This is a genomic window from Azotobacter chroococcum (genome assembly GCF_002220155.1).
Lineage (GTDB): Bacteria > Pseudomonadota > Gammaproteobacteria > Pseudomonadales > Pseudomonadaceae > Azotobacter > Azotobacter chroococcum.
In genome coordinates this window covers 4,087,474-4,113,408 of record NZ_CP011835.1, presented here as the reverse complement: position 1 = coordinate 4,113,408, position 25,935 = coordinate 4,087,474, and the positions used below count along the sequence as shown (strand labels likewise).

The window sequence follows — 25,935 nt, the reverse complement described above, 5'->3', positions numbered from 1 at the left end:
TTAAGCGCTTAGCGCAGGCGTTGGGAATGCTCGGGAGACTCACTCCTTCGGCTGCACGTAGCCCTCGGCCAGGGCGTATTCCTCGCCGGAGAGGAACTTGTCCATCTCGCCCTGCAGGAACTTGCGGTCCTCGGCGTTCATCATGTTCAGCCGGCGCTCGTTGATCAGCATGGTCTGGTGCGTCTGCCATTCGTCCCAGGCCTGCTTCGAGACGTTCTGGTAGATGTCCTCGCCCTTGGGACCCGGGTAGGGCGGACGGTCGAGGCCGGGCAGTTCCTCTTTGTACTTGCGGCAGTGCACGGTGCGGGTCATGGGATTCTCCTCGAAGTCGGCGGGTCCGCCGGGATCTGCAGTTCGCTCTGGGCGCGTTTGAGCAGCTTCTTCACCGGGGCGGCGAGGCCCAGGCGCGGCGGAGCGGCGAGGTTATACCAGAGCCAGTCGGCCTCGGCCACGGCGGGGGCGGCGTTCTCCACCGCTATGAGCCAGGGCACGATGGCCAGCTGGAAATGGCTGAAGGTGTGGGTCAGGCCCGGCAGTTCGCGGCGTTCGCCGAGGCGCAGGGCATGGCGGGCGGCGAGCGGGTCGAGCGCGTCCAGGTCGTCCAGTTCCGGCAGGCTCCAGAGCCCGCCCCAGATTCCACTGGATGGACGCCGGTAGAGCAGGATGGCGCCGTCGCGATTGGCCAGCAGCGGCATCAGGGTGCGCTTGCGCAGCAGCTCCCGGCGCGGTTTGGGCGCCGGGTAGTCCGTCTCGCGGCCGAGCAGGTGGGCGCGGCAGCCGCCCTGCAGCGGGCAGAGCAGGCAGGCCGGACGGCTACGGGTGCAGAGGGTGGCGCCGAGGTCCATCATCGCCTGGGTGTAGTGGTTGACCCGCACCTGCGGCGTGAAACGCTCGGCGGCCGCCCACAGGCGTTTGGCTACCTGCGGCTCGCCCGGATAGTCGTCCTCGGCCAGGTAGCGGGCCAGCACGCGCTTGACGTTGCCGTCGAGGATCGGCGCGCGCAGACCCATGCTGATGCTGGCGATGGCGCCGGCGGTGGAGCGGCCGATGCCGGGCAGCTCGGCGAGCGCCTCCGGCGAGCGGGGAAACTCGCCGGCGTGCTGCCCGATGACGATCTTCGCGGTCTTGTGCAGGTTGCGCGCTCGGCTGTAGTAGCCGAGCCCGGTCCACAGGTGCAGCACTTCGTCCTCGGGCGCCGCGGCCAGCGCCTCCAGCGTCGGCAGGGCGGCCATGAAGCGCTCGTAGTAGCCGAGCACGGTGGCGACCTGGGTCTGCTGCAGCATGATTTCCGAGACCCACACCCGGTAGGGCGTGATGTCCTGCTGCCAGGGCAGGTCCTTGCGGCCGTGGCGGTCGTACCAGTCGAGCACGGCGCTGTTGAACTGCTCGGGAGTCATCGGTTGAACAGCCCCTTCAGTGCGTCCTTGAGTTCCGGGCTGACCTTGTCGCCGAGCTTTTCCTCGAGTTTCTCGTTGAGCTTCTCGCCGGCCAGCTTGGCGGCGATCTGGCGCAAACCGTCGCGATCCAGGCGGCAGGCCTTGGCGCCTAGCTCCAGCGGGCCGCGGCAGCGGACCGGCCACTCCAGGCCGACGTAGCGCTCGTTGACCTGGCAGGCGGCGTCGGGCATGGCGCGCTTGTCGCCTTCGATGATCACGCCGATGCGGTAGTCCATGCCGAGCACGCGCAGGTCCAGGTCGCCGTTGCCGTTCACCGTCAGGCCGGGGATGCGCGCCTTGAGGTCGGGGTTGCTGGCGACGCCGTTGGTGAAGCGCAGGCTGCCTTTCAGCTCCTCGAAGGGGGTGTCCTTGGCGTTGGGCGGATTGTTCAGGCCCTTGCGGTTGAGGGTGGCGATGGCCAGGCAGAGCTGTTGTTCGAGGTTGGCGTCGGGCAGCACACCGTCGTGGAGGACGAAGCTGGCCGTGCCGTTGAGCCCCTCGACCCAGGCCTTCTGGCTGTTGCCGCGGGTTTCCAGGTCGGCGTTCAGGTCGAGCAGGCCCTTGATCGGCGGCTCTTCCTTGCTCTCGGTCTTGATGAACTTCTCCACCGGGATCCGGCTGAGGCGCTTCAGCACGCTCAGCTGGGGAGTGGACGGGCGGGCGTCGAGGCGGGCCTGCACGTCGAAGCTGCCGCCGAAGAGTTCGCCGCGCAGGCTCTTCAGGGTCAGCAGGCCGTCCTTGGCGGTGGCTTGCAGGTGGGCGTTGCCGATCGGCAGTTGGTCGAGGGTCAGCTGGCCGACGTCGAGGCTGGCCTGCAGGTCCAGCTTGCGCAGGGTGTCGACCGGCAGCACCGCTTCTTCGCTCCAGGCTTGCTGGGTGGGCGCTTCGGGCAGCGGGGTGTCGCTGTTCTGGACGGCGACGGCCACGGCGCCCTTGACCTCCGCCTGGCGGGCGGCGCCGGCGGCCTCTTTTTTCTCGCTCTTCGGCGCGAGGTAGCGGTCGAGGTCCAGCTTGTCGCCCTTGAGCTGCAGGCGCAGGGCCTGGCGGGCGAAGTCGGCGACGGCAATGCTACCGGTGAACCGGCTGTCGTCGAGCTTCAGATCGAGCTTGTCGAAGGCCACGGCGCTCGGCGTGCCGCTCAACTGGCTGCTCAGCTCGAGTCGGGTCAGGCTGGCGGGATCGGCCGTCGCCGGCAGCTCCTGGCCGATGCCGGCGAGGAATTCGCGCGGGTTGAACTGGGCGATGGACAGGCCGCCGCTCAGTTGCGGGTTCTTGTCCAGCTCGCGCACCTTCAGCTCGCCGATGGCGCGCAGCTGGTTGGCGCTGAGTTTCAGGCCGTTCCATTCGGCCACCTGGGCGGCCAGGTCGGCGAGCAGCTCGCCCTGGGCGGCAAAGTTCAGGGTCTTGCCCTTGAGCGGTTCGCCCGAGGCCTCGCCGGACAGCCGGGCATTGTTCAGCTGGAAGCGCTGGAGCGCGGGATCGAAGCGCAGCACGCCCTCGAGGTCGGTGCGCGCGCGCAGGACCGGCTGGTTGCTGCCGAAGAAGGCGGTCAGCTTGAGCGGAATGTCGCTGTCCGGGCGGATCGCGCCACTGCTGAGCTGGATGCTCTCGGCGCTGAATTTCTGCCCGCTGCGCTCGTCCAGATAGTCCACCCGGGCGTTGTTCAGGGTCAGGCTGTCGATGTCCAGGCGCAGCGCCCGGGCGGTGTCGTCGGCCGGGGTTTCAACGGGCGCTTCGGCTGGCGGAGCGGTTTCTCCGGCGGCCACCTTCGGCTGCTCGGGTTTTCCGGCCTGGGCCGGGCGGCCAAGGTCTTCCCAGTTGCCGCGGCCCTGCTTGTCGCGGCGCAGGTGCAGCTCGAGGCCGTCGACGCGGATGTCGCTCATCTGGATCTCGCGGCGCAGCAGCGGCAGCACCCGCACCGACAGGCCGATCATCTCCAGGTCGGCGAGGGGCTGATCGGGGGTGCGGGTGCTGGCCACGCTGGTCTGCTGCAGCTGCAGGCCGAGCCAGGGAAACAGGCTCCAGCCGATGTCGCCGTTCAGGGTCAGTTCCAGGTTGGCCTTGTCGCGGGCGAGCTGGCGGATCTCGTCCTTGTAGTCGTTGGGATCGAACAGCTGGGTGAGGGCGAAGCCGAGGGCGACGACGACCAGCAGCAGCCCGAGGACGATCAGGCCAAGGATTTTGCCGAGCGTTTTCATGGGCGGAGTCCTTGTTGGGATTCGCGAGGGGTACAGGCCGCCGAGTATAGCGGCCGGTCATGGCGGCCGAGCCGCGTGCCCGGCGACTGTGCGCCGGGGCGGGCCTCAGAGGGTATCCAGCGGCAGCTGGGTGCGGGCGGCCAGGGCCTGGCTTTCCAGTTGATCCGCGGGGGCGGCCAGGTGCAGGGGCTTGCCGGCCGCCTCGGCCAGGCGCCGGGCCTCGTCGAGCAAACGGCGACCGACGCCGCGGCCGCGGGTGATCCTGCGCACGCAGAGGTGCGACAGCCGCCAGCAGCCGTCGTTCCTTGCCAGCAGGGCGGCGCCGAGCAGACGGTCGTTGAAGCGGCCGGCGATCAGCGTGCCGCTTTCCAGGCCGGCGGCGATCAGCTGCTCGGCATCGGCATGCGGGCTGAGCAGCCAGTCGGGGGCATCGGCATAGATCTTCGCCAGGTCGAGGCGGTCCTGGGGGCTGGCGGTGGTGAGCGTTTCGACGTGGACGGGCATGGTTTTTCTGGGGCCTTGTCGCTTGCTGGATCGTCAAGGATAACCAGCGGAGCCCGTCTGCGCACCGGGCGGGCCGCGCCGGACGGCTTATCCAGGCTTGGGGTTTGCGCCTATAATGACGCCCTTTCGTCCCACGACTAGCGGAGCTGTGATGGCCGAACGTACGGCTTGCGTCGAGCGCAACACCCTGGAAACCCAGATCAAGGTTTCGATCAACCTGGACGGCAGCGGCAAGGCCCGCTTCGCCATCGGCGTGCCCTTTCTCGAGCACATGCTCGACCAGATCGCCCGCCATGGCCTGATCGACCTGGATATCGAGTGCCGGGGCGATCTGCATATCGACGACCATCACACCGTGGAAGACGTCGGCATCACCCTCGGCCAGGCCTTCGCCAAGGCCATCGGCGACAAGAAGGGCATCGTCCGCTACGGCCATGCCTACGTACCGCTGGACGAGGCGCTGTCGCGCGTGGTGATCGACTTCTCCGGCCGGCCCGGCCTTTCGATGCAGGTGCCCTACACCCGCGCCCGGGTCGGCAGCTTCGACGTGGACCTGTTCCAGGAGTTCTTCCAGGGTTTCGTCAACCACGCCCAGGTGACCCTGCACATCGACAACCTGCGCGGCAGCAACACCCACCACCAGATCGAGACGGTGTTCAAGGCCTTCGGCCGCGCCCTGCGCATGGCCATCGAGCTCGACCCGCGCATGGCCGGGCAGATGCCTTCCACCAAGGGGTGCCTGTGATGCAGACGGTAGCCGTGATCGACTATGGCATGGGCAACCTGCACTCGGTGGCCAAGGCGCTGGAGCACGTCGGCGCCGGCAAGGTGCTGATCACCAGCGACGCGCAGGTGATCCGCGAGGCCGACCGGGTGGTGTTTCCCGGCGTCGGCGCGATCCGCGACTGCATGGCGGAGATCCGCCGGCTGGGCTTCGATCAGCTGGTCCGCGAGGTGAGCGTCGACCGGCCGTTCCTCGGCATCTGCGTCGGCATGCAGGCGCTGATGGAGCGCAGCGAGGAGAACGGCGGGGTCGACTGCATCGGCCTGTTCCCCGGCCAGGTGCGCTTCTTCGGCAAGGGCCTGGTCGAGGACGGCGAACACCTCAAGGTGCCGCACATGGGCTGGAACGAGGTCGTCCAGAGCGTCGACCATCCGCTCTGGCACAACATCCCGGACAACGGCCGCTTCTATTTCGTGCACAGCTACTACATCGAGGCCGGCAACCCGCGCCAGGTGGTCGGCCGCGGCCACTACGGGGTCGACTTCGCCGCTGCGCTGGCCGAGGGCTCGCGCTTTGCCGTGCAGTTCCACCCGGAAAAGAGCCACACCCACGGCCTGCAGCTGCTGCAGAACTTCGCCGCCTGGGACGGGCGCTGGTAGGCGCCGCAGGATTCTGGTGGAAAACGCTGCGCGGTTTTCCACCCTACGGGCTCTTCTGACGTTAGGAAAAAGACATGCTGATTATCCCCGCAATCGATCTCAAGGACGGTGCCTGCGTGCGCCTGCGCCAGGGCCTGATGGAAGATGCCACCGTGTTCTCCAACGATCCCGTGGCGATGGCCGCCAAGTGGGTGGAGACCGGCTGCCGCCGCCTGCACCTGGTCGACCTCAACGGCGCCTTCGAGGGCCAGCCGGTCAACGGCGAGGTGGTCACCGCCATCGCCAGGCGCTACCCGAACCTGCCGATCCAGATCGGCGGCGGCATCCGCTCCCTGGAGACCATCGAGCATTATGTGAAGGCCGGGGTCAGCTACGTGATCATCGGCACCAAGGCGGTCAAGCAGCCGGAGTTCGTCGGCGAGGCCTGCCGCGCCTTCCCGGGCAAGGTGATCGTCGGCCTGGACGCCAGGGACGGCTTCGTTGCCACCGACGGCTGGGCCGAGGTGAGCAGCGTGCAGGTCGTCGACCTGGCCCGGCGCTTCGAGGCCGACGGCGTGTCCGCCATCGTCTACACCGACATTGCCAAGGACGGCATGATGCAGGGCTGCAACGTCGAGGCCACCGCAGCCCTGGCCGCGGCGAGCCGGATTCCGGTGATCGCCTCCGGCGGCATCCACAACCTCGGCGATATCCAGAAGCTGCTGGATGCCCGCGCCCCAGGCATCGTCGGCGCCATCACCGGCCGCGCCATCTACGAGGGCACCCTCGATGTGGCCGAAGCCCAGGCGCTGTGCGACAGCTTCAAGGGGTAACCCTGACGTAGACCGGCTGATCGCTCCCACGCTCCGGCGTGGGCGCGCAACCGGGGACGCTTAGCGTCCCGAGCGAGGTTCCCACGCCGGAGCGTGGGAACCATCAGCACGAGAAGCCGCATGCCCATTGCCGGCATGCAACCGACGAGAGAGACTGCCATGGCCCTCGCCAAACGCATCATCCCCTGCCTCGACGTGGACAACGGCCGCGTGGTCAAGGGCGTCCAGTTCGAGAACATCCGCGATGCCGGGGACCCCGTCGAAATCGCCCGCCGCTACGACGAGCAGGGCGCCGACGAGATCACCTTCCTCGACATCACCGCCAGCCACCAGGGGCGCGACACCACCCTGCATACCGTCGAGCGCATGGCCAGCCAGGTGTTCATCCCGCTGACCGTCGGTGGCGGCGTGCGCACCGTGCAGGACATCCGCAACCTGCTGAATGCCGGCGCGGACAAGGTGTCGATCAATACCGCCGCGGTGTTCACTCCGGAGTTCGTCGGCGAGGCCGCCGAGCGCTTCGGCTCGCAATGCATTGTCGTTGCCATCGACGCCAAGAAGGTGTCCGGCCCGGGCGAGGCGCCGCGCTGGGAAATCTTCACCCACGGCGGACGCAAGCCCACCGGGCTGGACGCGGTGGCGTGGGCGAAGAAGATGGAGGGCTACGGCGCCGGCGAGATCCTGCTGACCAGCATGGATCAGGATGGCGTGAAGAGCGGCTATGACCTCGGCGTGACCCGCGCGATCAGCGAGGCGGTGGGCATTCCGGTGATCGCCTCCGGCGGCGTCGGCAACCTCGAGCACCTGGCCGCCGGCATCCTCGAGGGCAAGGCCGACGCGGTGCTGGCGGCGAGCATCTTCCACTTCGGCGAGTACACGGTCCCGGAAGCCAAGGCCTATCTGGCCGCCCGCGGCATCGTGGTGCGCTGAGCCGCCCGGCGCCGGGTGGAAGGCGCCGGCGCGGCTTTCCACCCGTTCGCTACGTGACCTATTGCTGGCCGCGCGTCAGGTTGAGTCCCTTGAGCAGGTTGAGCGCCTGGCTCAGCTGGTAGTCGTCGTCCTGCGGACGCACCTTGCTGCCCTGGCCATCCTTGCCGCTGGGCTTGTCCGGCCCGCCGTTGCCGTTGCCCAGGTGGCCGGCCAGATCCGCCTCGCGCAGGTGTTCCGGCTGGGCATCCTGGGTCAGCTTGGCGCGCTCCACCACGATGTCCGGGACTATGCCCTGGGCCTGGATCGAGCGGCCGTTGGGGGTGAAGTAGAGGGCGGTGGTCAGCTTCAGGGCGCGGTCGTTGTTCAGCGGCAGCACGGTCTGCACCGAGCCCTTGCCGAAGCTGTCGGTGCCCATCAGCACCGCCCGCTTGTGGTCCTGCAGGGCGCCGGCGACGATCTCCGCGGCCGAGGCGCTGCCGCCGTTGATCAGCGCCACCAGCGGCACGCCTTCGCTGGCGTCGGCCGGGTCGGCCGAGAAGCGCAGCTCGGAGTTGGCGATGCGGCCCTTGGTGTAGACGATCAGGCCCTTGGTGAGGAAGTGGTCGGACACCTCGACCGCCGACTGCAGCACGCCACCGGGGTTGTTGCGCAGGTCCAGTACTAGGCCCTTGAGCTTCTGCCCGCCGTTTTCCTTCTTCAGGCGTGCCAGCACCTTGCCGACTTCCTCGCCGCTGTTGACCTGGAACTGGGTGATGCGCAGGTAGCCATAGCCCGACTCGAGCAGCTGGCCCTTCACGCTCTTGACCTTGATCACCGCGCGGGTCAGCTCGACCTCGAACGGCCGGCCGCCTTCGCGGACCAGGGTCAGCTCGATCTTGCTGCCGGGCTTGCCACGCATCTTGTCCACGGCTTCGAGCATGGACATGCCCTTGGTCGGCTGGCCGTCGATCCTGACGATCAGGTCGCCGGCCTCGATGCCGGCCCGGGCCGCCGGCGTGTCGTCGATCGGCGAAACCACCTTGAGCTGATCGTCCTCCATGCCGACCTCGACGCCAAGGCCGCCGAACTCGCCGCTGGTACTCTCCTGCAGGTCCCGGAACTCCTCAGGTTCGAGGTAGGCCGAGTGCGGGTCGAGGTTGCTGATCATGCCCTTGATGGCGTTTTCCAGCAGGGTCTTGTCGTCCACCGGTTCGACATAGGCGGCCTTGATCCGGTCCAGGACCTCGGCGAAGGTGCGCAGCTCGTCGAGCGGCAGGAGAGGCTTGCCTCGCGTCTCGGCGGCTGGCGCGGGCGCCTCCTCGACTGGCACAGGCGCCTCCGCGGCGTGCAGGAAGGGGGCGCCGAGCGCGAAGGCGGCAGCCAGGGCCAGCGAGAGGGGACGGGGCAGGTGCGGCATGAAAACGAACTCCTCGAGTGAAAGCGGCGCTATCCCTGCGCGCGGCACCACAGGGCGGGATCGCTGGGGCGGCCCTGTTGGCGGATGGCGAAGTAAAGCGCAGGCATGTCCTGCCCGCCACTGGTGCCGACCGTGGCGATCGGCTCGCCGGCCTTGACCATGTCGCCGGCGCCTTTCAACAGGCTCTCATTATGCCCGTAGAGGCTCAGGTAGCCATTGCCGTGGTCGAGAATGACCAGCAGGCCGGAGCCGCGCAGCCAGTCGGCGAACACCACGCGCCCGCCATGGATGGCGCGCACCGGGCTGCCGGCGCTGGCGCCGATCAGCACGCCGTCCCAGCGGGTGCGGGCATCTTCGCTGCGTGCTGAGCCGTAGGGCGCCAGCAGACGGCCATCGACCGGCCACGGCAGGCTGCCGCGCGCGCGGGCGAAGGGGCCGTCGGGGGCCGCTTCCTGACGGCTGGACAGCTGCGGTTTTTCAGTGGCGGGCTCGGCCGTTCTGGCACGCTGGCGCTGCTCCTCGAGCTCCTGCTGCCGGCGCTGTTCGGCGAGGGCGCGCTGACGCGCTGCCTCGGCCTCGCGCGCCTGGCGGGCGAGGGTTTCCTCGATGCGCTGCAGCACCCGGCCGAGTTCGGCCTGCTCTTCCTCGCGGGCCTTGAGCTTCTGTGTGCCGCTGGCGTACTCCCGGTTCAAGCGGGCCAGCACCTGCTGGCGCTCCTGGCGCAGGGCGGCGAGCCGCTCGCGGCGCCGCTCCAGCTCGCCCTTGCGTTCGCCGAGCCGGGTTTGCTGGGTGGCGAGGTCCTGCTCGACCGCAGCCAGCTGGCGCAGGGTCGCGTCGAAGGTCTCGAGCTGCTTACGGCGCGCCTGGTCGAGGTAGCCGTAGTAGGTCAGGGTGCGGGAAAGAAGTTCCGGCTGCTGCTGGTTGAGCAGCAGCTTGAGATATTCCTGGCGACCGTTCTGGTAGGCGGCGCGGGCCTGGACGGCAATCAGCCGCTGCTGTTCGTCGCGGGCGTTCTGCAGCGTCTGCCTTTCCTGATCGAGGCGACGGATCTCCCGCTCGCGGCCGTCCAGTTCATCCTGCAGCTCGCGCACCTGCTTCTCCAGGTCGCCCAGCTCCCGCTCGGTCCTGCCCAGCTCCTTCTGCACGCCGCCCCTTTCCTGGTTCAGCTGCTCCTGCAGCTTCTTCAGCTCGGCGATGTCCTGGCGGGCCTGCTCCAGCTGCTGCAGGGTTTCGCTGCGCTCGTCGGCGAGCGCCGGGCTGAGCACGAGGGCGAGGATCAGGGCGGAGAGGGTGCGGTGCATGGCGGGCGGCATCGGGGGGAATGGATCGGCCTAAGTATGCCTAAAAATCCGTCGTCGGGCTGCAGGGCATTGCAGCAGCTGCGGACAGGCGGTGGGCAGGCCGGAAGCCTGCCCACGCCATTTTCCGCCTCAGGCCGGCTCGACCAGCGGCTGGCCGGTCATTTCCTTCGGCTGCGGCAGGCCGAGCAGCTTCAGCATCGTCGGCGCCACGTCGGCCAGCACGCCGCCGCCGCGGATGCGCAGCGGGCGCTTGCCGACATAGATGAACGGCACCGGCTCGCAGGTGTGCGCGGTGTGCGCCTGACCGGTGCTCTCGTCCTCCATCTGCTCGACGTTGCCGTGGTCGGCGGTGATCAGCGCCTCGCCGCCGACCTTCTCCAGCGCCGCGACGACGCGCCCGAGGCAGGCGTCCAGGCATTCGACTGCCTTGACCGCCGCCGCGAACACCCCGGTATGGCCGACCATGTCGCCGTTGGCGTAGTTGGCGATGATCACATCGAAGCGCTGCTGCTCGATGGCCTCGACGAGCCGGTCGGTGACCTCCGGCGCGCTCATCTCGGGTTTCAGATCGTAGGTGGCGACCGGCGGCGAGGGAATCAGGATGCGTTCCTCGCCCGCGAAGGGCTCCTCGCGGCCGCCGGAGAAGAAGAAGGTGACGTGGGCGTACTTCTCGGTCTCGGCGATGCGCAGCTGGGTCTTGCCGTGGTTGGCCAGGTACTCGCCGAGCACGTTGGTCAGTGCTTCCGGGGCGAAGGCGCAAGGGGCCGGGATGCTGGCGGAGTACTGGGTGAGGGTGACGAAGCCGGCCTGCGGCACGCGCTTACGGGCGAAGCCGTCGAAGTCCTTCTCGACGAAGGCGCGGGTCAGCTCGCGGGCGCGGTCGGCGCGGAAGTTCATGAACACCACGGCATCGCCGTCTTCCACCTTGACCGGCGCGCCGATGCTGGTGGCCTTGACGAACTCGTCGCTCTCACCGCGGGCGTAGGCGGCCTCCAGGCCGGCCGCGGCGGTTTCGGCGGCGAATTCGGCGCTGCCGTCGACGATCAGCTCGTAGGCTGCCCGAACGCGGTCCCAGCGGTTGTCGCGGTCCAGGGCGAAGTAGCGGCCGATCAGGCTGGCGGTACGGCCCTTGCCAAGCCGGGCGAAGCAGGCGTCGAGGGTCAGCAGGGGACTCAGGGCGCTCTTCGGCGGGGTGTCGCGGCCGTCGAGGAAGGCGTGCAGGTAGATCCTCTCGGCGCCGCGGCGCACGGCCAGCTCGGCCATGGCGGCGATGTGGTCCTGGTGGCTGTGCACGCCGCCCTCGGAGAGCAGGCCGAGGATGTGCACCGCCTTGCCGGCGTCGACCGCCTGGTCGACGGCGGCGCAGATGGCCGGGTTGTCGAAGAACTCGCCGTCCTGGATGGCCTTGGTGACGCGGGTGAGGTCCTGGTAGAGCACGCGGCCGGCGCCGAGGTTCATGTGGCCGACCTCGGAGTTGCCCATCTGGCCGTCGGGCAGGCCGACGTCCATGCCGGAGCCGGAGATCAGGCCGTGGGGGCAGGTGGCGTTCAGGCGGTCGAGCACCGGGGTACGGGCGGCGTGGATGGCGTTGTGGGCGGGGCTGTCACTGTGACCGAAGCCGTCGAGGATGATGAGTACCAGCGGTTTGGGGGTGGCAGTCATGGTTCCGACTCTGATGATGCGGTGATGTGGGCGCCCGGCAGCCCGGGGCATGCAGGGGGCGACAGTCTACTGCCTCGCAGGGGCAGCGTCATGGCCATTGACTGCGGCGGCGGCGGCGGGTTCAGCCGGCCTGGGGGGCTGTGTATACTGCCGGGATTTTACCGCTCTGGAACTTCCCGATGGTCCCCAAGCTGATCGAATTCGCTTCCAACCACTACATCCTCGTCGGCCTGCTGGTCGTCCTGCTGGTCCTGCTGCTGGTGACCGAGCTGCGTCGCGGTGGTCGTAGCCTCAGCAGCGGCGAGTTGACCTCGCTGCTCAACGGTGGCCAGGGCATGGTGCTGGATGTGCGCGCCCACAAGGAGTTCTCCGGCGGGCACATCGTCGATGCCCTCAACATTCCCTACGACAAGCTGGCCAGCCGCATGGCCGAGCTGGAAAAGTTCAGGGCCAAGACCCTCATCGTGGTCGATGCCATGGGCCAGCACGCCGGTACCGTCTGTCGCGACCTGCAGAAGGCCGGCTTCAGCGTGGCCAGGCTGGGCGGCGGCATGGGTACCTGGCGTGGGGACAATCTGCCCGTGGTCAAGTGAGGGAGCCATGCCACACGTTGTCATTTACACCAGGCGCACCTGCGGCTACTGCATTCGCGCCAAGCAGCTGCTGGATAGGAAGGGCGTCGCCTACCAAGAGATCGGCGTCGACGGCAGGCCGGAGCTACATGCGGAAATGATCCGCAAGGCGGCTGGAGGTACGACGGTGCCGCAAATCTGGATCGGCGATACCCATGTCGGTGGGTGTGACGATCTCCATGCCCTGGAGCGCGCGGGCCGTCTGGACGCGCTGCTCGGGGATTGAATCCGCAAATCGAACAAGGCTCTGCCATGACTGAACAAGCTAGCAACGGCGCCGCACAAGACGGCCAGAACGCCCAATTCTCCCTGCAGCGCATCTACGTGCGCGACCTCTCCTTCGAGGCTCCGAAGGCCCCGGAGATCTTCCGCCAGGACTGGAAGCCGAGCGTCCAGCTGGACCTGAATACCAAGCAGAAGCCGCTCAACGGCGGCGACTTCTACGAGGTGGTGCTGACCCTCTCGGTCACCGTGAAGACTGGCGAGGAGGTGGCCTTCATCGCCGAGGTGCAGCAGGCCGGCATCTTCCTGATCAAGGGCCTGGATGCCGATGCCATGGCTCATACCCTGGGCGCCTTCTGCCCGAGCCTGCTCTTCCCCTACGCTCGCGAGGCGCTGGACAACCTGGTCGTGCGCGGCTCCTTCCCGGCCCTGATGCTGGCGCCGGTGAACTTCGACGTGCTCTACGCCCAGGAACTGGCGCGCATGCAGGCCGAGGGCCAGGCATCGGGCACGGTGCAGTAAGGCTGCAGCCCTGCCGAAGAAAGCGCCCTGCAGGGTAATGCCAGTCAGTTAAGCTGACTGGCATTTTTATTTCTGGATTGATACTTGGATGGCTTTGGTCTGACCGCGCGAGGATAGCAACGATCTTCCCGCCGATGCGGCAGTACGTAGTGCATGGCTGACGCATGTAGCTCTGCCAAGTATTTGGGGATATTGCCCGGATGCCGCAGGGAAAGGCCATTCAGTAACCCCAAGATCGCCCAGGTACAGGCGGTGAAGCTCATCTCGCAGGGGTAGATCCCCGGGCAGTGGCGACTCATCTCCAGCATCTGGTAGCGCAGCAGGTTGTAGCCCAGCAGTACTCCCATAGCTCCTGCTCGATCATCTCCGGCGTCTTGCTACGCAGCGTGTAGCGGCTGTCCAGCATGCTCTGCTTCATCTCCCGGTAGCCCAGCTCGATTTCCCAGCGCTGACTGTACAAATCGACGATCTCATCTGGAGGGAAGCGCAGGGGATCGGTCATCGAGGTCAGGATCTGGCGCACCTTGCCCTTGACCGTCTTGCTCAGGAGGCGCGCCTGCAGGGTTTCCGGCAGGCCCGGCCATTGCTTTCGCGCTTGCGGCGAGGTCGGCAGACTGACGATGGCATCCTGGCGCCCCAGTCGGTGAATGACTTCATGGCGGGCCCCCTTGCGCAGCGGAATCAGCCAGTGACGCTGGGTGCCGGCCTGCTGCCAATGGTGCAACAAGCCCAGTGAGTAGAAGCCACGGTCGAACAGGGTCAGCGAGTGATCGGGCGTAGTGACAACCAGTTGCTCGGCCAGTTTCATCTCATTGCTGTGGTAACCGGCGAAGCTGCTGCTGACCAATAGGTGACTGGTCAGCTCCATCTGGCACACCATGCGTACCTGTGGAAAACCGGTATCGCCATGCTGGTTGATGGAGCTGCCGTAGTGCTCACGGTTCTCCTGCGTATCGGGCGTGCGCCAGACCACCCCATCGACACTGAGCAGGCGTAGCCCCATCCAGGTCGGATGGTTGGCCGAGGCATGCCAGCGCTGCTGCGTCAGCGCGAAGACTTCACGTACAGCCTGGCTACCCAAGCGCTGACGCCCTTGAACCACAGCGCTGGGGGCCACCAAGGGGCGCTGCCCGGGCAGCATGATGTCCATCTGGTTGACGACATCCCAGGCCGACATTCGGCGAAACAGCGCCATGCCGATCACGCACCAGATCATGGACTCCAGAGGCAAGCGGCGCTTGCGCAGGGTAGCTACACCAGCGGTCTCGAAGGCAGATTTGACCAGGTCGGGGTCAAGCAACTCGCCCAGCCCATCGAGTGCATGGGACGTAGCAGCAATATCGTGAGTGATGGCCAGTGCACGCGAGAGACGCATAAAAAATCCGATGCCTAAAACAGGCATCGGATTTTGCTTTCAGCCCACCAAAGGTCAAGGCGGCGGCCTTAACTGACTGGCATTACCCTCGCGGGGGCTTTTTGTGTGTGCTCACTCCATCGCGAAATCGAGCTGACGCCAGGCCTCGTAGACCGCCACGGCCACCGTGTTCGACAGGTTCAGGCTGCGGCAGTCGGGGCGCATCGGCAGGCGCAGGCGCTGTTCCGGCGGCAGGCTTTCGCGGATCTCCTGCGGCAGGCCGCGGCTTTCCGGGCCGAACAGGAAGGCATCGCCGCGCCGGTAGCTCACGCTGTGATAGGGCTGCGAGCCCTTGGTGGTGAAGGCGAACAGGCGCGGCTGGCCGAGGCTGTCCAGGCAGGCGGACAGGTCTGCATGGCGCTTGAGGGTGGCGTACTCGTGGTAGTCCAGCCCGGCGCGGCGCAGGCGCTTGTCGTCCAGCTCGAAACCCAGCGGGTCGATCAGGTGCAGGCTGCAGCCAGTGTTGGCGCAGAGCCTGATGATGTTGCCGGTGTTCGGCGGGATTTCCGGTTGGAAGAGGATGACGTGAAACATGCACGGCTCCAGGCGGGGAGGCCGGCATTCTACCCTGCCGCTGCACCCTTGCCGTACCTGAGGCGCCGTCCCTGCCCACTGGCTGTGCACGCTGCGGCAGGGGCCGGCGGTATCGGCGCTGCCGGAGGAGGGCGTCTGACGCCTGCAGGGCCGGCTGGAGGCATAAAAGAGGGGAGTTCCCGGCCTGCCTGTACCGGGGTCCCCGAAACCCTTTGCCAGATTTGATGCATCCTGTGTGCCAGGACTTTCGGACCTGGGCGACAGGACCGGAACGGTCCGGCGAGGCATGTAGGCAAAGGCTTACATGGTGTGATGGTGATCACGACTGTTTACCCTGCGGGGGGATGCATATTCTATTGCTCAAGGACGTCGCGCAGGAAGCGCACCGAAAAACAGGGAAGGCGTCGCAGGTCCCCGCCAGGATGGCAGGTGATAGGGAGGTCGCGCAGGAGGCGCATCGAACGGCAGGGATGTCGTCGAGAATTCACCGGGAGGGTGAAGCCGCAGGGATGGTTGGCGCAGGATGCGTTGGGGAACTCAGGGATGATCGCCAGGATGGCGTTGCTCATGGATGATGTGCGCAGGATGCGCGGCGAAACTCATGGATGGCTCAGGGACGATTCAGGGATGCTCTGCCAGGATGGCGGATAGTCACGGATGTCAGAATCAGTCTGCAAGACCCCGCTCTGCGGGGTTTTCTTTTTTGTGCGCTCCGAAAGGGCGCATCCTGCGTTCAGCCGTGGGCCTCGTGAAGGCCGGGCATCCCTTCCAGCAGCGAGTGCAGCAGATCCAGCATGCCCTGCTGGCGTTGTGCGTCGCGATAGACCAGTCCCATCTTCAGCGGTATGCGCGGCTCGCTGAGCGGTTTCCACAACAGGTCCGGGTGGCTGTGCGGCGGGCGCGAGCAGCCCGGCAGCACCGTGGCCAGGGTCGTCTGCGGCAGGCTGTCGAGAATGCTGTTCATGTTGTTCAGCTCGGCCTGCACCTGCGGGCGTCGGCCGAGCATGGCGAGCTGCTCCTGCCAGATCTGCCGCACGCGGAATTCCTCGCCGAGCAGCAGCATCGGCAGCTCCGCTGCCTGGGCCAGGGAAACCTTCTTGAAGTCCTTCAGCGGATGGTTCTCCGGAATCACCAGCTGCAGCTCGTCCTCATACAGCGGCAGGCTGTGCAGCCCGGGCTGGCGCGGCGGGAGGAAGCCGATACCGATATCCAGGGTGCCGGTCAGCAGGCGCCGTTCGATATCGATGCCGGACAGTTCGTAGAGCTGTACCACCAGATGCGGCTGTGCCTGGCGCAGGCGCTCCAGCAGCGGCGGCACCAGGCTGGTGCTGACCGTCTGCAGCACGCCGACCGCCAGGCTGCGTGCCGACTGCCCGCGAAAGGCGCGCAAGGCATCGCGGGCGCGCTCCAGGCCATCCAGCAGCGGCACCGCATGGCTGTACAGGGTCTGTGCGGCCAGGGTCGGCAGCAGGCGCTTGCCGGTGCGTTGAAACAGGTTGACGTCAAGGTCCGTCTCCAGGTGGCGGATCTGCTGCGAGAGCGCCGGCTGCGACAGGCTCAGCCGCTCTGCGGCGCGCCCGACATGGCCTTCCTCGTACAGCGCCACGAAATAGCGTAGCTGGCGAAAATTCATAATTTTCTCTTATCAATAAATCTGGAAAATCGAAATGGCCCGCAGGGGCTATTCCTCTTAGTCTAGTGCCTGTCGATCATGCTTACAGCGCTCTGGAGGCTGGGCTGAGTAATGTACCAGGCGGTAGTGCCAGAGCTGTTCATAGGTAAAGCTGAAGAAACAAATTATGGGTTGATCCGTGCTGCAGCTTGCCGGAGCGCCTGCTCCGAACGCCGGCGTACGAAGCCGCTGTCCCAGGACGGCTGCCGCCGTGAGGAGTCGTCCGGTGCGTGATGCCTTGGCCTGCATGCGGATGATGCGCACCATGGAGCGTCCGTCGCAGCTGTTCGTGCGCGGCCAGGGTTCGTGGCTGTGGGATATCCAGGGCAATGCCTACCTCGACTTCACCCAGGGGCTGACGGCAAACAGCCTGGGGCACAGCCCCAGCGTGCTGGTGAGCGCCCTGCGGCGTCAGGCGGAAAGCCTGATCAACCCGGGCGCCGGGTACTACAACCTCGGCATGCTCAAGCTGGCCACACGCTTGTGCCAAGCCACCGACAGCGATCAGGCGTACTTCCTGAGCAGCGGTGCCGAGGCCAGAGAGGCGGCAATTCGCTTGGCGCGCAAGTGGGGATGGCTGCATCGCGGCGGTGCCGGGCGCATCGTCACTGCGTTCGACAGCCCTGCTGGCGGTACTCGGGGGGCCTTGGCAGCTTCGGGCTGCATGTCCCCGAGGGACAAGGACGGTACGTCGGGTTTCGCCAGGGTGCCCTTCAACGATCTGGAGGCGCTGGCGGCCGCACTCGACGAGCAGACCGTGGCGGTGATGCTGGAGCCGCTGCAGGGGGAGGCGGGAGCGATCCCGGCGAGCCTGGAATACCTGCAGGGCGTCACTCGGCTGTGTAACGAGCGGGGCCTGCTGCTGATCCTCGACGAGGTGCAGACCGGGATCGGACGTTGCGGGGTGCTGCTGGCCGAGGAACTGTATGGCGTGCGTGCCGACATCATCGCGCTCGGTACGGGGTTGGGGGGCGGCGTGCCGCTGGCGGCCCTGGTGGCCCGTGGCAGTGCCTGCTGCTTCGAGCCGGGCGATCTGGTCGGCAGTTGCCACGGCAATGCGCTGGCGACCGCTGCCGGTCTGGCGGTGCTCGAGACCGTACTGGAGCCGAGCTTTCTCGAGCACGTTCGCGCAGTCGGCGAGCATCTGCGCAAGGGGCTGGCACAACTGGCCCGCCATCATGGCCATGGTCCGCTGCGCGGTCAGGGCCTGTTACTGGGTTTGCCGCTGGTCGGCCTGTCGGCCCCGGCGGTGGTGGAAGCGGCGCTGAAGGAGCGTCTGCTGATCAATGCGCCGCAGGCGCACTGTCTGCGCTTTTCACCGGCGCTGACGGTCAGCCACGGCAACATCGACGAAATGCTCAAGCGCCTGACGCGTGCGCTGGGCCGGATCTCCGGCCGAAACTGAATACCGTCTCTTGCGAAATCGCAGCCGCCCCGCCAGGAATGCCGGGGCGTTTTTTTGCCCGTTTGAAATGTGGAGCGCTTGCCGTTGCAGCGGAGGCGGCTGAGGGTGAAAACGCGATTGCGAGGGAAAAAAAGAGGCTGGGCCCGAATGCTGCCCAACCTTCACGCCAAACCGTACTGAACCTTTGCGCTGCCGCTGCTCTGGCCGACTCGCGAGAGCAAGGGATTGTGGAGACTCCAGCGAGATTCGTGCCGGCACAGGGAGGACGCTCATTGGCGATGATTTTCGGCGAATGACGCCAATTGTGCCGGATAAAGGCAAGGTGCAAGAGCAAATGGCATCCTGCAGGCAGGACATGTCCAGTTTTCTGGACGCTGGCGCTGTCCAGTTCTCGGGACAAGGGCGCCGTTCAGCGTTTGTTGAGTCCGTATTGCTGCAGCTTGTTGTACAGGCTAGCGCGGGCGATGCCGAGGCACTGGGCGGCCCGCCGCCGGTTGCCGTTGCAGGCGGCGAGGGCCGCCAGCAGGGCGGCGCGCTCGGCATTGGCCAGGCTGCGGGCCAGGGGAGGGATGGCGGGCATATTGCCGGAGACGGCGGGCGCGGCTTCCGGGCGGGCCGGCAGACTGCCGTCGAGCAGGGCGAGCAGCGCCTGGCGGTCCAGGGGGGAGCCGTCGGTCTGCAGCTGGGCGCGCTCCAGCAGGTTGCCCAGTTCCCGGACGTTGCCCGGCCAGGGCTGGACGGCCAGCAGTTCCAGTGCCGCCTCGTCCAGTTCGATCCGCGGCTGGCCGGAACGGCTGGCGATCTCGTCGAGCAGGTGTTCGGCGAGCGGGCGGATATCCTCGCGGCGCTCGCGCAACGGCGGCAGGCGCAGGCTCAGCACGTTCAGGCGGTAATAGAGGTCGCCGCGAAAGGTGCCGGCGGCGACCCGCGCCTCCAGATCGACATGGGTGGCGGCAATCACCCGCACGTCGATCCGCCTCACCCGGTTCGAGCCGAGCGGCTCGACCTCCTGTTCCTGCAGCACCCGCAGCAGCTTGGCCTGCAGGGGCGACGCCAGGTCGCCGATCTCGTCGAGGAACAGGGTGCCGCCGTCGGCCAGCTCGAACTTGCCGATCCGCGCCTTGCGCTCGGCGCCAGTGTAGGCGCCCGGGCTGGTGCCGAACAGCTCGGCTTCCACCAGGCTGTCGGGAATCGCCGCCACGTTGAGCGCGACGAAGGGGCCCCGGGCGCGCGGCGAGAGGTTGTGGATACCCTGGGCGAGCAGTTCCTTGCCGGTGCCGGTCTCGCCGCGCAGCAGCAGGGTGGCGTCCAGCTGTGCGGCGCGCCGGGCCTGGCGCTTGAGTTCGCTGGCGGCCACGCTGATGCCGATGAAGCCGGCGAGGCTGTAGCGCGCCTGGCGCGCCCGGGCCAGTTCGCGCTGGGCAGCGGCCAGGCGGTTCTGCAGCTGGCTGTACTTGGCGATCAGCGGTTCCAGCTGGCGGGCCTGGTCGAGCAGGACGAAGCCGATGGCGCCGACCAGGATGCCGCGATCGTCGCGCAGGGGCATCCGGGTGACCACGAAGTGCTCGTCGCCGAAGGCCATCAGGTCGAGCAGGGGCGGCTGGCCACCCTGGGCGACCTGGCGCAGCCGGCTGGCCGGGAGGATCTCCTCGACGGGCCGGCCGAGCACGCCGCGTGGGTCGGCCACGCCCAGCCGGGCGGCGTACTTGTCGTTGATCCAGACGATCTGCGCCTGGCGGTTGACCGCGATGGTGCCTTCGCAGCGGGCATTCAGCTGGTCGAACAGCAGCGGCATGGCGACCTCGCGAAAGCGCTCCGGCGACACGCCGATCAGCAGGCCGTTTTCGTCGAGATCGCTGCGGGTGATCGCCATGGGGAAGCTCCTGTGCCGGCTGCCGGGCAAGTATGGCCAGCGCCGGCGGCGCGCGCCAAGGAACCCTGAGGAGCGGGGCAGGTCGATTCAGGAAGGAGCCCGTCCGGGCATTGACGGAGAACTTCCATGGACCTGCTGCGCATTCTCATCGCCATTCTGCTGCCGCCGCTCGGCGTGTTCCTGCAGGTCGGCTTCGCCGGCGCCTTCTGGCTGAACATCCTGCTGACCCTGCTCGGCTACCTGCCGGGCATCATCCATGCGGTGTACATCATCGCCAGACGCTGAGCGGCGCTGCTTAACGGCCAGCCAGACGCCCGCCCTGGGCCAGCGTCCAGTCCACCAGCTGCCGGCTCAGCTGGTCGCCGGCCGCGCCGAAGGCGGCGACCACGCTGTCGAGTCGTTCGTCCCCGGCGCTCTGGCGCACCTCGAAGCGGCGGCTGGCGAGGACGCGCTGGCTGGTGCTATGCACCAGATTGACATCGAGGCTGACCCGTACCTGCGGCTTGCCGCCGACGTATTCGGCGTGAAAGCCGCGCAGGTCGCCGAGCAGCTCCAGGTCGGCATGCAGGTGATTGTCGTCGCTGCTCACCGAGGCTGTCCGGCCATCCTCGCGGAAGGCTGCGATCAGCCGGTCGCGCAGCAGGGTCGGGGCGTCGTCGCTCCAGCGTGCGCCCTGGTAGGCGCTGATCCGGTTGCCTTCCGGCACCACCGCGATGCGCGCGCTGCCGAGCATGCGGTCGGCCTTCGGGGTAGCGATGCGCAGCGCCCGATCGAGGCGGGAGCTGGCCGGCTGGGCTTGGAGTGGCGTGCCGGGCAGGCGATAGACGTGGATCGGCTCGGCCTCGGGCAGCACCGAACAGGCACTCAGGCTGGCGAGCAGGAGGAGCAGGGCGGGGAGGTGGCGGGACCCGAGGCTCATGGTGCGAACTCCTGCATCTGCTCCCGGCCGAGGAAGAAGCCGGAAGGATTGTCTTCGAGGTGGCGGGTGACCCGGCGCAGGCCGCCGAGGGTGGTGCGCAGCTCACTGATCGCCGGGCCGAGATCGGCGATGCCGTTCAGGCCGTTGTCCAGGGCTTGCTGGTTGTCCGCCAGCAGGCGGTCCAGGCGCGTGGTGCTGCGCTCGAGGGCGCCCATCGAGCGTTGTGCGCTGGCCAGCAGCTGGCGGCCGTTGTCGTCCAGCAGGCCGTTGGCGTTACGCGCCAGGCGGGTGATTTCCTCGAGCAGGACGCCGGTCTGCTGGCCGAGCCGGTTGAGCTGCTGCACGGCCTGGCCGAGGTCGGTGCGCTGTTCGGCGATTGCACTGGTGGCCTGCTCGAGATGCTCCAGGGTGCGGCCGAGGCGGCTGGCGTTCTCGGTCGAGAAGAGGTGGCTGGCGCCGGTCAGGATGCTGTTGATGCTGCTCATCACATCCTCGCCCTCGTCGAGCAGGGTACTGAGCGGGGAGGGATCGGCGATGATCAGCGGCGGCTTGCCGCCCTCGCCTTCGAGCTTCGGGCTTTGCGGCGTGCCGCCGAACAGCTGGATGCTGCGGGCGCCGGTGATGTTGGCCAGCAGCAGGCGGGCGCGGGTGTCGCGCTTGATCGGCGTGCCGCTGTCGAGGCGGATGCGTGCGCGGGCCATGCGCGGGTCCTCGGGGTCGAGCCAGAGCTGCTCCACGTCGCCGACCCGGATGCCGCTGTATTCCACCGAACTGCCGACCGCCAGGCCGCTCACCGAATGGTTGAACAGCACTTCGTAGTGGTCGAATTCGCGGTCCAGGCTGGACTTGCTCAGCCAGAGGGCCAGGAGTAGGGCGGCGGCCACCGCCACGACGGTGAACAGACCAATCAGCACGTGGTGAGCGCGGGTTTCCATCAGGGGGTCTCCTGCAGTTCGGCGGCCTGTTGCGCCGCACGGCCGCGCGGGCCGTGGAAGTATTCGCGGATCCAGGGGTCGTCGGTGGCCGCCACCACGGCAAGGCGGTCGGCGACCAGCACGCGTTTCTGCGCCAGCACGGCGACCCGGTCGCAGCTGGTGTAGAGGGTGTCGAGGTCGTGGGTGACCAGGAACACGCTGAGCCCGAGGGCGTCGCGCAGGGTCAGCAGCAGCTGGTCGAAGGCCGCCGCGCCGATCGGGTCGAGCCCGGCGGTCGGCTCGTCGAGGAACAGCACCTCCGGGTCCAGCGCCAGGGCGCGGGCCAGGGCGGCGCGCTTGATCATCCCGCCGGACAGCTCGTCCGGGTACTTGCCGGCGGCGCTGGCCGGCAGTCCGGCCAGGGCCAGCTTGAGCCGGGCCAGATGCCTGGCCTCGGGGCGCGCCAGCCCGGCATGCTCGATCAGCGGCAGGGCGACGTTCTCCTCGAGGTTCAGCGAGGTGAACAGGGCACCCTGCTGGAAGAGTACGCCGAAGCGTCGTTCCAGCCGGGAGCGCCGGGCGGCCGGCAGGCTCAGCAGGTCCTCGCCGAACAGCTCGATCCGCCCGGCGCTGGGCCGCTGCAGGCCGACGATGCTGCGCAGCAGTACCGACTTGCCGGTACCCGAGCCGCCGACCACGCCGAGGATCTCGCCGCGGCGGATGTCCAGGTCGAGGCCGTCGTGCACCGTCTGCCGGCCGAAGCGGTTGACCAGGCCGCGCACCCGGATCAGGGGCTCCTGCGGCGGCATGTCGGCGCTCACCAGCCCATCTCCATGAGGAACAGCGCGGCCAGGGCATCCAGCAGGATCACCATGAAGATCGACTGCACCACGCTGGAGGTGGTGCGTTCGCCGACCGACTGGGCGCTGCCGCCGGCCTTGAAGCCCTCCAGGCAGCCGATCACGGCGATCAGGAAGGCGAACAGCGGCGCCTTGCCGAGGCCGACCAGGTAATGGTTGACGGAAATCTCCTGCTCGAGGATGGCGAAGTACTGCACCGGCGAGATGTCCAGCGCCAGGACGCAGACCGCCAGGCCGCCGAGGATGCCGCAGAGCATGGCGATGAAGGTGAGGATCGGCAGGGTCACCAGCATCGCCAGGACCCGCGGCAGCACCAGCAGTTCGACCGGGTCGAGGCCGAGGGCGCGGATCGCGTCGATTTCCTCGTTGGCCTTCATCGCGCCGATCTGCGCGGCGAAGGCGCTGGCGGTGCGGCCGGCCATCAGGATGGCGCAGAGCAGCACGCCGAACTCGCGCAGGAAGGAGTAGGCCACCAGGTTGACGGTATAGATGGTGGCGCCGAACTGGCCGAGCACGGTGGCGCCGAGGAAGGCCACCACCGCGCCGACCATGAAGGTCAGCAGGGCGACGATGGGCACGGCGTCCAGGCCGGTCCGCTCGATGTGCGCGACCAGTGGGGTGACGCGCCAGCGCCGCGGACGCGGCAGGCTCAGCAGCAGGGTGCTGAGGGTCAGGCCGATGAAGCCGTACAGGGTGCGCTGCTGCTCCCAGAGCATCTCGACGACCCGGCCGATGTGCGCCAGCTCGTCCCGGAGGGTGGAGCGTTTCGCTTCCTCCTCGGGAGCGGCCGCGGCGCCGGCGACCGCCGTGGCGACCGTGTGCAGCAGGGCCAGACGCTCGGCCGGCAGCTGCGGCGCCCAGCGGGCGATATCCGCCAGGCGCTGGGGGCCGAGCAGCTCCACCAGCAGGCTGGCGCCGGCGGTGTCGAGGGCGCCCAGGCCGTCCAGCTCGACCGGGCAGGCAGCATCGAGCCGCGGCCGGGCACGCTCGATCTCGCGTTTCAGGCGCGGGTAGTGCTGCAGCGTCCAGTCACCGGCGATGCTCAGTCCGGGGGGCTGGCCGTCGCCGCGCAGCTGCAGCTGACCTGGCGGTGAGGGGGTCGGGTGCATCGTTGCCCTGTCCATGTCGCCTTGCGGGGGGACTTGCGGCGAATCTCCGGAGGATCATAGCAGTCCCGTTTTTCGATCACAGCATGCGCTGGGTGGCGCCTGCGGCTATGTTCGAGGTTGCGCCGCGGCCGCTAGGCTAGGGTCTGTTGACGTTTTGGCGTAGGCTCACGCCAAAACGTCAACAGACCCTAACAGTTTTCCACATTGAGGATGTTCTGCCATGTCCGATCGGTCCGAAGCGCCGCCTGCCCAGGAGCCGCTCAACGCCATCGAGGTCCGCATTCTGGGTTGCCTGATCGAGAAGCAGGCGACCACCCCGGAAAGCTACCCGCTGACCCTCAATGCCCTGGTGCTTGCCTGCAACCAGAAGACCAGCCGCGAGCTGCTGATGAACCTCGGCCCCGCTCAGGTCGGCCAGAGTCTGCGCCAGCTGGAGGGGCGCTCGCTGGTGCAGCTGGTCATGGGCAGCCGGGCGGACCGCTGGGAGCACCGCCTCGACAAGGCCCTGCAACTCACGCCGCCGCAGCTGGTGCTGATCGGGCTGCTGCTGCTGCGCGGCCCGCAGACCGTCAACGAGCTGCTGACCCGCAGCGCCCGCCTGCACGACTTCGACGACGGCGCAGACCTGCAGCACCAGCTGGAGCGACTGATTGGTCGTGAGCTGGTCTGCCGGCTGCCGCGCCAGTCGGGGCAGCGCGAGGAACGCTACATGCACCAGCTGGGCACGCCGGAGGATCTGGAGGAGCTGCTGGCTGTGCGTGCGACCCAGGCGACGGGTAGCGACGGGGCGGCGAGTGGGCGGATCGAGGCGTTGGAGGCGCGCATCGCCGAGCTGGAGGAGCGGCTGGCGAAACTGGAAGGGGAACTGGCGGGCGGCAGGCTGCGGGGGTAAGCGGGGTGACCTGCCAAAGCACGGAGGGGAGCCTGAGCTCCCCTCCAAATCGACTTTGTGCTTTGTTCTTCTTGTGCTCGATCTGTTGTTGTTCTTGTCGACCGCCACCCTGAAGATGCTTCAGTCGGCCCCAGCCGGGCCAAGAGCAAACGTATTTCTTTGATCGCCGATATCGCGATGATCACCAAGTGATCCAGTCAGTCCGGGCGCTACCTCAAGGTAGTTTTATTGTTCTCTGTCCGACTGCGGGGACTAGACCCCGAAACGCGTATCCTCTCCAAAAAAATCAGTTTGCGCCGTCTCTGCCGTGCTTATTTTTATTGTGTCAGAGTCGTTTCATGTTGTTGTTCTTTAGAGATGCCGTTTTTTATTTTTGTTGTGCATGAGATAGAGCATTACCCGTGCCAGAAAAATAAAATCGTTTTAAATCAGTTAGTTAGTAAAAATGTGGTTTTCTGTAGAGCCTGCTGAGGGGAAATTCTGTTTCCGTTCCACCCAGATTTGCTACCCACAGGGCAAGTAGGGGTAACAGCTGGGCGCCCATCGCCATGCAGAGGTAACGCCCGGCTGCTACCGGCGCTCAGGCAGGTCTCAGTGGCTGCCGAAACGCGCCGGGGTTTCGTTCTGGCTGGCGAGAATCGCGCTGGCCAGCTCCATGTCGCTGGCCTGCAGCTGCGGACTGGTCTCGCGTAGCTGCCGCAGCGCCGCTTCCAGATAGGGGCCGCGGATCTGGCCGTCGCTGGCGACGAAGCTGCCCGCATCCTCCTGGGCGGCGACGATCAGCTTGTCGTCCTTAAAGGTCAGGTAGGTCGAGGCGGTGGTCAGGCCGGAAGAGATGATGTCGCGCACGAAGTCATCATCGGCCTGCACGGCGCCGAAGGGGAGGATGGCCAGGGTGACGGCGAGGCCGGCGAGCTTGCTTTTCATGGGAAACTCCAGAGAGTGATGTCTAAATGAGATCACTGCGGGCTGGGTCGAGTTCCCTGGCGCAGGGCGCGGATGCGCTCGATCGGATCAGCGGTCCAGCAGGTAGCGGCGCCAGCGCTTCCAGAGCAGCAGCAGCGGCGTCGACAGGCTGACGAACAGCAGCAGCTGCAGCTTCCAGGAAAAGTCGGGCAGGACCTGCAGCAGCAGGGCGAGGCCGGTGGCGACCAGGGCCAGCCACAGCAGGTAGCCGCCGGCGTCGAAGACTTCCACGATCAGCAGCAGGATGCCGAGGCTTAGCCAGTGCCAGGGCGACAGTCCTTGCAGAAAGGTCAGCAGCATCGGCGACTCCGCAGGCCGGCACGGGCGGGACCGGGATGGGGGCTGGCGAGGCGACGGCTTGGCATGGGGGACTCCCTGG

Annotated in this window: 27 protein-coding genes and 1 pseudogene; 10 read left to right on the top strand and 18 right to left on the bottom strand. The window is 67.4% G+C overall.

Features of this window, described 5'->3' with window-relative positions; all coding sequences use genetic code 11:
• Positions 1-39: 39 nt before the first annotated feature.
• The 4 genes from ACG10_RS19235 to ACG10_RS19220 form a co-directional block, all read right to left on the bottom strand.
• Positions 40-312: an oxidative damage protection protein gene (locus ACG10_RS19235; RefSeq protein WP_089169437.1), complete on the bottom strand. Its 273-nt coding sequence runs from the start codon at positions 310-312 to the stop codon at positions 40-42.
• A complete protein-coding gene (mutY, locus tag ACG10_RS19230; RefSeq protein WP_089169436.1) occupies positions 309-1,397 on the bottom strand; it encodes an A/G-specific adenine glycosylase in 1,089 nt (362 codons plus the stop codon). Before mutY ends, ACG10_RS19235 begins: the two co-directional genes overlap by 4 nt.
• Positions 1,394-3,634, bottom strand: coding sequence for an AsmA family protein (locus ACG10_RS19225; protein WP_089169435.1), 2,241 nt, complete (start codon positions 3,632-3,634; stop codon positions 1,394-1,396). Before ACG10_RS19225 ends, mutY begins: the two co-directional genes overlap by 4 nt.
• 105 nt (positions 3,635-3,739) lie before the next feature.
• Positions 3,740-4,138: an acetyl-CoA sensor PanZ family protein gene (locus tag ACG10_RS19220; protein ID WP_089169434.1), complete on the bottom strand. Its 399-nt coding sequence runs from the start codon at positions 4,136-4,138 to the stop codon at positions 3,740-3,742.
• 151 nt (positions 4,139-4,289) lie between these two features.
• Here ACG10_RS19220 and hisB point away from each other — a divergent pair, with 151 nt between their 5' ends.
• From hisB to hisF, 4 genes are all read left to right on the top strand, one after another.
• Positions 4,290-4,883, top strand: coding sequence for an imidazoleglycerol-phosphate dehydratase HisB (hisB, locus tag ACG10_RS19215; RefSeq protein ID WP_089169433.1), 594 nt, complete (start codon positions 4,290-4,292; stop codon positions 4,881-4,883).
• Positions 4,883-5,521, top strand: coding sequence for an imidazole glycerol phosphate synthase subunit HisH (hisH, locus tag ACG10_RS19210; protein ID WP_089169432.1), 639 nt, complete (start codon positions 4,883-4,885; stop codon positions 5,519-5,521). Before hisB ends, hisH begins: the two co-directional genes overlap by 1 nt.
• Positions 5,522-5,595: 74 nt before the next feature.
• Positions 5,596-6,333 (top strand): 1-(5-phosphoribosyl)-5-[(5-phosphoribosylamino)methylideneamino]imidazole-4-carboxamide isomerase, encoded by a 738-nt coding sequence (gene hisA / locus ACG10_RS19205; protein ID WP_089169431.1) that lies wholly within the window; start codon positions 5,596-5,598, stop codon positions 6,331-6,333.
• A 159-nt stretch (positions 6,334-6,492) separates the two neighbouring features.
• Positions 6,493-7,263 (top strand): imidazole glycerol phosphate synthase subunit HisF, encoded by a 771-nt coding sequence (hisF, locus tag ACG10_RS19200; RefSeq protein ID WP_089169430.1) that lies wholly within the window; start codon positions 6,493-6,495, stop codon positions 7,261-7,263.
• 58 nt (positions 7,264-7,321) lie between these two features.
• Here the strand turns inward: hisF and ACG10_RS19195 are convergent, their stop codons facing one another.
• The 3 genes from ACG10_RS19195 to gpmI all read right to left on the bottom strand — a co-directional run bounded on the left by ACG10_RS19195 (position 7,322) and on the right by gpmI (position 11,622).
• Positions 7,322-8,659, bottom strand: a complete 1,338-nt coding sequence (locus ACG10_RS19195) for a S41 family peptidase (protein ID WP_039806388.1) — start codon at positions 8,657-8,659, stop codon at positions 7,322-7,324.
• A gap of 29 nt (positions 8,660-8,688) precedes the next feature.
• A complete protein-coding gene (locus ACG10_RS19190; protein ID WP_089169949.1) occupies positions 8,689-9,960 on the bottom strand; it encodes a murein hydrolase activator EnvC family protein in 1,272 nt (423 codons plus the stop codon).
• Positions 9,961-10,089: 129 nt separating this feature from the next.
• Positions 10,090-11,622: a 2,3-bisphosphoglycerate-independent phosphoglycerate mutase gene (gene gpmI, locus ACG10_RS19185; protein WP_089169429.1), complete on the bottom strand. Its 1,533-nt coding sequence runs from the start codon at positions 11,620-11,622 to the stop codon at positions 10,090-10,092.
• A 179-nt stretch (positions 11,623-11,801) separates the two neighbouring features.
• Here gpmI and ACG10_RS19180 point away from each other — a divergent pair, with 179 nt between their 5' ends.
• Genes ACG10_RS19180 through secB form a run of 3 tightly spaced genes read left to right on the top strand, consistent with a single transcriptional unit; the run spans position 11,802 to position 12,998 of the window.
• Positions 11,802-12,215: a rhodanese-like domain-containing protein gene (locus ACG10_RS19180; RefSeq protein WP_039806384.1), complete on the top strand. Its 414-nt coding sequence runs from the start codon at positions 11,802-11,804 to the stop codon at positions 12,213-12,215.
• A gap of 7 nt (positions 12,216-12,222) precedes the next feature.
• The gene (grxC, locus tag ACG10_RS19175; protein ID WP_089169428.1) at positions 12,223-12,480 is read left to right on the top strand and encodes a glutaredoxin 3; all 258 of its coding nucleotides are present in this window, start codon (positions 12,223-12,225) and stop codon (positions 12,478-12,480) included.
• 26 nt (positions 12,481-12,506) lie between these two features.
• A complete protein-coding gene (gene secB / locus ACG10_RS19170; RefSeq protein ID WP_039806380.1) occupies positions 12,507-12,998 on the top strand; it encodes a protein-export chaperone SecB in 492 nt (163 codons plus the stop codon).
• 44 nt (positions 12,999-13,042) lie between these two features.
• Here secB and ACG10_RS19165 read toward each other — a convergent pair.
• The 4 genes and pseudogenes from ACG10_RS19165 to ACG10_RS19155 form a co-directional block, all read right to left on the bottom strand.
• Positions 13,043-14,373 (bottom strand): annotated as a pseudogene (locus tag ACG10_RS19165) (IS4 family transposase).
• A gap of 111 nt (positions 14,374-14,484) precedes the next feature.
• On the bottom strand, positions 14,485-14,946 hold the full coding sequence (gene trmL / locus ACG10_RS19160; protein WP_039806378.1) for a tRNA (uridine(34)/cytosine(34)/5-carboxymethylaminomethyluridine(34)-2'-O)-methyltransferase TrmL: 462 nt from the start codon (positions 14,944-14,946) through the stop codon (positions 14,485-14,487).
• A 353-nt stretch (positions 14,947-15,299) separates the two neighbouring features.
• A complete protein-coding gene (locus tag ACG10_RS23880) occupies positions 15,300-15,515 on the bottom strand; it encodes a hypothetical protein (protein WP_136890505.1) in 216 nt (71 codons plus the stop codon).
• Between the two features lie 164 nt (positions 15,516-15,679).
• Complete coding sequence (locus tag ACG10_RS19155) at positions 15,680-16,579, bottom strand: LysR family transcriptional regulator (protein WP_039806376.1); 900 nt, start codon at positions 16,577-16,579, stop codon at positions 15,680-15,682.
• 265 nt (positions 16,580-16,844) lie between these two features.
• Here ACG10_RS19155 and ACG10_RS19150 point away from each other — a divergent pair, with 265 nt between their 5' ends.
• Complete coding sequence (locus ACG10_RS19150) at positions 16,845-18,023, top strand: aspartate aminotransferase family protein (protein ID WP_232487142.1); 1,179 nt, start codon at positions 16,845-16,847, stop codon at positions 18,021-18,023.
• 409 nt (positions 18,024-18,432) lie between these two features.
• On the opposite strand, the gene ACG10_RS19145 is transcribed toward ACG10_RS19150, so the two are convergent.
• On the bottom strand, positions 18,433-19,896 hold the full coding sequence (locus ACG10_RS19145) for a sigma-54 interaction domain-containing protein (RefSeq protein WP_039806371.1): 1,464 nt from the start codon (positions 19,894-19,896) through the stop codon (positions 18,433-18,435).
• A 126-nt stretch (positions 19,897-20,022) separates the two neighbouring features.
• On the opposite strand from ACG10_RS19145, the gene ACG10_RS19140 reads away from it, so the two are divergent.
• Positions 20,023-20,181: a YqaE/Pmp3 family membrane protein gene (locus tag ACG10_RS19140; protein ID WP_012699156.1), complete on the top strand. Its 159-nt coding sequence runs from the start codon at positions 20,023-20,025 to the stop codon at positions 20,179-20,181.
• 10 nt (positions 20,182-20,191) lie between these two features.
• On the opposite strand, the gene ACG10_RS19135 is transcribed toward ACG10_RS19140, so the two are convergent.
• The 4 genes from ACG10_RS19135 to ACG10_RS19120 are packed head-to-tail and all read right to left on the bottom strand — an operon-like array spanning position 20,192 to position 23,698.
• Positions 20,192-20,815, bottom strand: a complete 624-nt coding sequence (locus ACG10_RS19135) for an ABC-type transport auxiliary lipoprotein family protein (protein WP_039806364.1) — start codon at positions 20,813-20,815, stop codon at positions 20,192-20,194.
• Entirely contained in the window at positions 20,812-21,750 is a 939-nt protein-coding gene (locus ACG10_RS19130; RefSeq protein WP_039806362.1) for an MlaD family protein, read from the bottom strand. Before ACG10_RS19130 ends, ACG10_RS19135 begins: the two co-directional genes overlap by 4 nt.
• Positions 21,750-22,538: an ABC transporter ATP-binding protein gene (locus tag ACG10_RS19125; RefSeq protein ID WP_198319090.1), complete on the bottom strand. Its 789-nt coding sequence runs from the start codon at positions 22,536-22,538 to the stop codon at positions 21,750-21,752. The genes ACG10_RS19130 and ACG10_RS19125 overlap by 1 nt, the downstream gene beginning before the upstream one ends.
• An 8-nt stretch (positions 22,539-22,546) precedes the next feature.
• Positions 22,547-23,698 carry an MlaE family ABC transporter permease gene (locus ACG10_RS19120; protein ID WP_089169425.1) on the bottom strand — a complete coding sequence of 384 codons (1,152 nt, stop codon included), beginning with the start codon at positions 23,696-23,698 and terminating at the stop codon, positions 22,547-22,549.
• 220 nt (positions 23,699-23,918) lie between these two features.
• On the opposite strand from ACG10_RS19120, the gene ACG10_RS19115 reads away from it, so the two are divergent.
• Positions 23,919-24,590 (top strand): YceH family protein, encoded by a 672-nt coding sequence (locus ACG10_RS19115; protein ID WP_089169424.1) that lies wholly within the window; start codon positions 23,919-23,921, stop codon positions 24,588-24,590.
• A gap of 591 nt (positions 24,591-25,181) precedes the next feature.
• Here ACG10_RS19115 and ACG10_RS19110 read toward each other — a convergent pair.
• Positions 25,182-25,517, bottom strand: coding sequence for a DUF2388 domain-containing protein (locus ACG10_RS19110; RefSeq protein WP_089169423.1), 336 nt, complete (start codon positions 25,515-25,517; stop codon positions 25,182-25,184).
• 87 nt (positions 25,518-25,604) lie between these two features.
• The gene (locus ACG10_RS19105) at positions 25,605-25,856 is read right to left on the bottom strand and encodes an NfeD family protein (RefSeq protein ID WP_089169422.1); all 252 of its coding nucleotides are present in this window, start codon (positions 25,854-25,856) and stop codon (positions 25,605-25,607) included.
• Positions 25,857-25,935 lie beyond the last annotated feature (79 nt).